The organism is Geobacillus sp. WSUCF1 (assembly GCF_000422025.1).
In the GTDB taxonomy this organism is placed as follows: Bacteria; Bacillota; Bacilli; order Bacillales; family Anoxybacillaceae; genus Geobacillus; species Geobacillus zalihae.
On record NZ_ATCO01000176.1, the window covers coordinates 1 to 5,511 of the forward strand.

The window sequence follows — 5,511 nt, forward strand, 5'->3', positions numbered from 1 at the left end:
TTACGCTTCCCTTCGTTCCGAAGGTGTCCGTTCTAGCCATATTCTATCCTATTCGTTGGCTAACGCCAACCGACATTCATCTCCCACTTTCACTTCGCTTCAAAGTGGGAGACTTCTTTCGGAAGAAAGATGTTAAAAGAGGATTTTTCTTACGGGTGGCGAACGATACAAACAAGTGAACAAGCAAGGGAGGGATGGCGATGACCGCTGTTCGCCGTATAGGGCTGACTCTTAGCGGCAGCCAAACGATGCACGAGGCCATCCAGTTGTTGGCGGAACATGGGATAGCTGCGGTTGATGTGGTTGACGAGCACGGCCGAACGATCGGGCGGTGCACACAGCGGATGCTGCTATGGGCAGCAGCGCGTGAGATGGACCGCACGACGCCGATCAGGAATGTATTGGCGGCGTTTTCATCGGAAGCAGGACGTGAAGACAGCGGCGCAGAGACAATGAACATGGAAGTCGACTCCGCCGCGGCTGCCGAGTTGGAACGATTGCGGCATGAACTGGAGGAAGCGCACCGTCTGGCTGAGACGATGAAAACGGTGCTGGATGCGGCGTACGAAGGGGTGGTTGTCGTCGATGAGGACGGCGTGGTTCGTGAAATCAACCGGGCGTATTGCCAGTTTCTCGGCATTCGCCGGGAAGAAGCGATCGGAAAACATGTGACGGAAGTGATCGAAAACACCCGTCTGCACATTTGTGCTCAATCGGGCATTCCTGAACGTGGATACATTCAAAAGATTTACGGCCAGCCGATGGTCGTGCACCGCATTCCGATTTGGCGGGACGGCAAGGTGATCGGGGCGATCGGCATGCTTATTTTCCAAGGGGTATCGGAAGTATACGAAATTTTCCGCCGCCTGCAGGAGCTGTCGCGTGAAGCGAGCCGAAAAGAATCGAAAGAAGATGAAGAATCAAAACGCAAGGCTGCTGCGCCTGCGGCCGTCGGAGTCGAGCGGATCATTGGCCGCAACCCGGCGATCGCAGCGGTGAAGCAGATGATCCGCCGGGCGGCGCGCGTGCCGTCGACGGTGCTGATTACCGGTGAAAGCGGGACAGGGAAAGAAGTGGTGGCGCGGGCGATCCACGAAGCGGGGCCGCATGCGGACGGACCGTTTGTCAGCGTGAATTGCGCCGCCATCCCGGAGTCGTTGTTGGAAGCGGAGCTGTTCGGCTATGAGGACGGGGCGTTCACCGGAGCGAAAAAAGGGGGCAAGCCCGGCAAGTTTCAACTCGCCCATCGGGGGACGCTGTTTTTGGATGAAATCGGCGATATGCCGCTGGCCATGCAGGCGAAAATTTTGCGCGTCTTGGAAGAGAAAAAGGTGGAAAAAGTCGGCGGGCTATACGAAACCGAGGTGGACGTGCGCATTATTGCCGCGACGAACAAGCCGCTCGAGGAGATGGTGCGGAATGGAACGTTCCGGGAAGATTTGTTTTACCGCTTGAACATCATTCGCATTCATCTCCCACCGCTGCGCGAGCGGAAAACGGATATTCCGGCGCTGCTCGCCCACCATATGGAACGGATGTGCCGGCAGTTTGGCGTCGCGTTGAAGTCGTTTACCAAAGAGGCCATGGAAGTGCTTGTCGACTATTCCTGGCCGGGAAACATCCGCGAGCTGGTCAACGTCGTCGAATGGCTGATCAGCATGGTTGAAGGAGATGTGATCGAACGCGAACACTTGCCAGCGTATTTGTCGACCGTTCAACCGGCCGTCTCCGCTTTGCCAGATCAGGGTGTGAGAATAGCGGACCTATGGAAAGAAATGGTTTACCAATCCGAGCGGGAACGAATCGCTGCGGCGCTGGTGGCGGCGGGCGGCAATAAGGCGGAAGCGGCAAGGAGGCTCGGCATTCACCGCTCGACGTTATATGAAAAACTGAAAAAATACGGATTATAGACACAACGGCGGAACAGCCGTCGTTTTTGTTGTGATGTCGGATTAGTGTCTGGTTATTGTTTGATAGATGTCTTGTTTGTGTCGGTGATGGCGCTTTTGTTTTGAATCGACTTCCTTGTTGCGGTGCGCTTTGTATGTTGGTACGAAACTTGCTTTCTAAAAGAGGTGAAACCGTTATCAAAATCAGGAGGGGACGCGATGTACGAATTGTTGGTGCCCAGCCGGGTTGTGTATGGGCGCAATACGTTCGCCGAAGTCGGCCCACAGGCAAAAGCGCTCGGAACGAAAGCGCTCATCGTCAGCGACCCGGTGATGGAGAACATCGGGGTGGTTGCCCGCTGTGAGCAATATTTGCAAGAAGCAGGGCTGCCGTTTGTGAAGTATACAGGAGTCGACAGCGAGCCGACGGATGTGCATGTGAAAGAGGCGCTTGACGTCTGCCGGAGCGAGCGGTGCGATGTCGTCATCGCCATCGGCGGCGGTAGCAGCATTGACGCCGCCAAGGCGGTCGCCGTCATGATGACAAATGAAGGGGAGATCAGCGACTATATCGGCAATCAAAAGCGGTTTGCCGAAAAACCGCTGCCGCTCATTGCCATTCCGACAACGGCCGGAACGGGTTCGGAAGTGACGAAAGTAACGGTCATTATCAATACGAAGACGGACGTCAAAATGATGATTTCCCAACCGGAGCTGCTTCCAGCCGTGGCGATCGTCGACCCGTTGCTCACGGTTTCGTGCCCGCCGTCCGTCACCGCGGCCACGGGCATCGACGCCCTCTGCCATGCGATCGAGGCGTACATTTCCCGACGCGCCCACCCGGTGACCGATGCGCTGGCGCTCTCTGCCATCGAAGCGATCGTCGGTCATTTGCGCCGGGCGTATGAAAACGGTCAAGACATCGAAGCGCGGGAAAAAATGGCGATCGCCGCCATGAAAGCGGGCATGGCGTTTTCCAACGCCTCGGTGACGCTTGTGCACGGCATGTCGCGGCCGATCGGCGCGCTTTTCCACGTGCCGCACGGCGTATCGAACGCGATGTTGCTGCCGGGGGTGCTGGAGTTTACAAAAGACAGCGCCATCGAACGATTGGCGGTGATCGCCCGAATCATCAAGCCGCCGCTCAAAGACGTTTCCGATACGGAAGCAGCTGAGGCGCTTGTTGAAGAAGTGAAACAGCTTTGCCGCGATTTGCGCATTCCGAATATGAAAACGTGGGGCATCGACAAAGCGGCGTTTGACAAAGCGGTTGATAAAATGGCGGCCGATGCGCTCGCGAGCGGCAGTCCAAGCAACAATCCGAAAGTGCCGACCCATGAGGAAATCGTCGCCTTGTACCATTATTGTTATGACTATCAGTACGACACCAAAACCGTAAGTTCGTAAATGAGTCCGACGGCTGGGATGGCGATTGCAGGACGCATGACAGCGACCAGCAGCAAACGGACAGCAAAGAACGCCGCTTTTTGGAAGCGTTCAGCCCGCCGGCCGTTTCCGCGAAAGGAAGCGCTCGTCGATCATCCATAGCTCTTGTGTGCGTTCATGAACCAATCTTTTGAAAGATCGACTAGAAAGGTGGTTTCATCCATGAGTTCCGTGACCGAAACGAAAACATTGAAAAATTTTATCGGCGGCCAATGGGTCGCGTCAACATCCGGAAAAGAAGAAATCGTGCCGAACCCGGCGACAGGAGAAGTGCTGGCGAAAGTGCCGCTCTCTTCGCGCGATGAGCTTGATGCGGCGGTGGCGGCTGCGAAAGAAGCGTTCCGCGAATGGCGCAAAGTGCCCGTTCCGCGCCGCGCCCGCATTTTGTTCCGCTACCAGCAGCTCCTTGTCGAGCATTGGGAGGAACTTGCCAGACTTGTGACGCTTGAAAACGGCAAAGTGTATGAGGATGCATACGGTGAAGTGCAGCGCGGCATTGAGTGCGTCGAATTTGCGGCGGGAATTCCGACGCTTATGATGGGCCAACAGCTGCCGGATATCGCGACCGGCATCGAATCGGGCATGTACCGTTACCCGCTTGGCGTTGTTGCCGGCATTACGCCGTTTAACTTCCCGATGATGGTGCCGTGCTGGATGTTCCCGCTTGCCATCGCTTGCGGCAACACGTTTGTGTTGAAGCCGTCCGAGCGGACGCCGATGCTCGCCAACCGTTTGGCAGAGCTGTTCACCGAAGCCGGCCTGCCGGCGGGGGTGCTCAATATCGTCCACGGAGCGCATGAAGTCGTGAACGGCATTTTAGAGCACAAAGATATTAAAGCCGTCTCGTTCGTCGGCTCACAGCCGGTCGCCGAATATGTGTACAAAACGGCCGCCGCCCACGGCAAGCGCGTACAGGCGCTGGCTGGCGCGAAAAACCATTCGATCGTCATGCCGGACGCCGACCTTGATATGGCGGTGACGAACATCATCAACGCCGCGTTCGGTTCGGCGGGCGAGCGGTGCATGGCGTGTTCGGTCGTCGTTGCTGTCGGCGATATCGCTGATGAGTTAGTGAAACGGCTCAAAGAAGCCGCCGATCGCATCCAAATCGGCAACGGGCTCGACCAAGGCGTCTTTTTAGGCCCGGTCATCCGCGAGTCGCACAAAGAACGGACGATCAAATACATCGAAATCGGCGAAAAAGAAGGGGCGCTCCTTGTCCGCGATGGCCGCCGCGACTCGGCGACGAGCGGAAAAGGGTATTTCATCGGCCCGACGATTTTCGACCATGTCAAACCGGGCATGACGATTTGGACGGACGAAATTTTTGCCCCGGTTCTGTCGGTCGTCCGCGCCCGCGATTTGGACGAAGCGATTGAGATCGCCAACCGGTCGGAATTCGCCAACGGCGCCTGCATCTACACGGACAGCGCCAAAGCGATCCGCCAGTTCCGTGAAGAAATCGACGCTGGCATGCTCGGTATCAACGTCGCCGTCCCAGCGCCGATGGCGTTTTTCCCGTTCTCAGGCTACAAAAACTCGTTCTATGGCGACCTCCACGCCAACGGCCGCGACGGCGTCGAGTTTTATACGAGAAAGAAAATGGTGACGGCGAGATATGAATAGGAAAACAATGAAGCAGCCCGCTTGGATTCGGGCTGCTTTTTTATCGCCCTGAATTGGCAGGAAAATCCTTAGGGGAATTTATCGATGTATTGCGTTCGAAGGCGATTCCTTGGATGGAATATACGGAGGAACACATCAAAGATGATTGGGACACGGTGCAACAATTGAGCAATGAAAATAGGGATCGCAATGAGTAGGGTTACGGTCAACTCTACACCGATTATAGGTCTGTCGATCGTTGGTCAATTGACTCTTTTGTCTGACCTATTTGATGAAGTATATGTTCCGGAAGCTGTCTATCAAGAAATTGTTCATCACCATGCCCCACGCCATTATGGAAAAGAAGAGCTCAAACGATTGGTCAACGAGGGGGTGTTTCGACTATACCATGTAAAAAATCGCGGCCTTGTTGAAAGTTTGTATGGAAAATTCCATGCCGGGGAGTTAGAAGTTATTATTGGAGCGAAAGAACTTGGTGCTCAAGCCGTTGTGATGGATGAGCATGCTGCTAGACCATTGTCGAAACAATTCTTTTTAACATCTTTCCGAA

The 5,511-nt window shown here is 55.3% G+C and carries 4 protein-coding genes; all 4 read left to right on the forward strand.

What is annotated here, in order from left to right:
* Positions 1-194: 194 nt before the first annotated feature.
* Positions 195-1,910 (forward strand): sigma 54-interacting transcriptional regulator, encoded by a 1,716-nt coding sequence (locus I656_RS02020; RefSeq protein WP_020756486.1) that lies wholly within the window; start codon positions 195-197, stop codon positions 1,908-1,910.
* Positions 1,911-2,108: 198 nt separating this feature from the next.
* Positions 2,109-3,296, forward strand: a complete 1,188-nt coding sequence (locus tag I656_RS02015; protein WP_033006554.1) for an iron-containing alcohol dehydrogenase — start codon at positions 2,109-2,111, stop codon at positions 3,294-3,296.
* A gap of 201 nt (positions 3,297-3,497) precedes the next feature.
* A complete protein-coding gene (locus tag I656_RS02010) occupies positions 3,498-4,961 on the forward strand; it encodes a CoA-acylating methylmalonate-semialdehyde dehydrogenase (protein WP_033006555.1) in 1,464 nt (487 codons plus the stop codon).
* 189 nt (positions 4,962-5,150) lie between these two features.
* A partial coding sequence (locus I656_RS02005; RefSeq protein WP_020756491.1) for a hypothetical protein occupies positions 5,151-5,511 on the forward strand: 361 nt, incomplete at its 3' end.

What these genes read in the sequence shown, in the direction of transcription:
- I656_RS02020 (WP_020756486.1), top strand. Translation starts at nt 195, where the DNA reads ATGGCGATGACCGCTGTTCGCCGTATAGGGCTGACTCTTAGCGGCAGC.
- I656_RS02010 (WP_033006555.1), top strand. Translation starts at nt 3,498, where the DNA reads ATGAGTTCCGTGACCGAAACGAAAACATTGAAAAATTTTATCGGCGGC.
- I656_RS02015 (WP_033006554.1), top strand. Translation starts at nt 2,109, where the DNA reads ATGTACGAATTGTTGGTGCCCAGCCGGGTTGTGTATGGGCGCAATACG.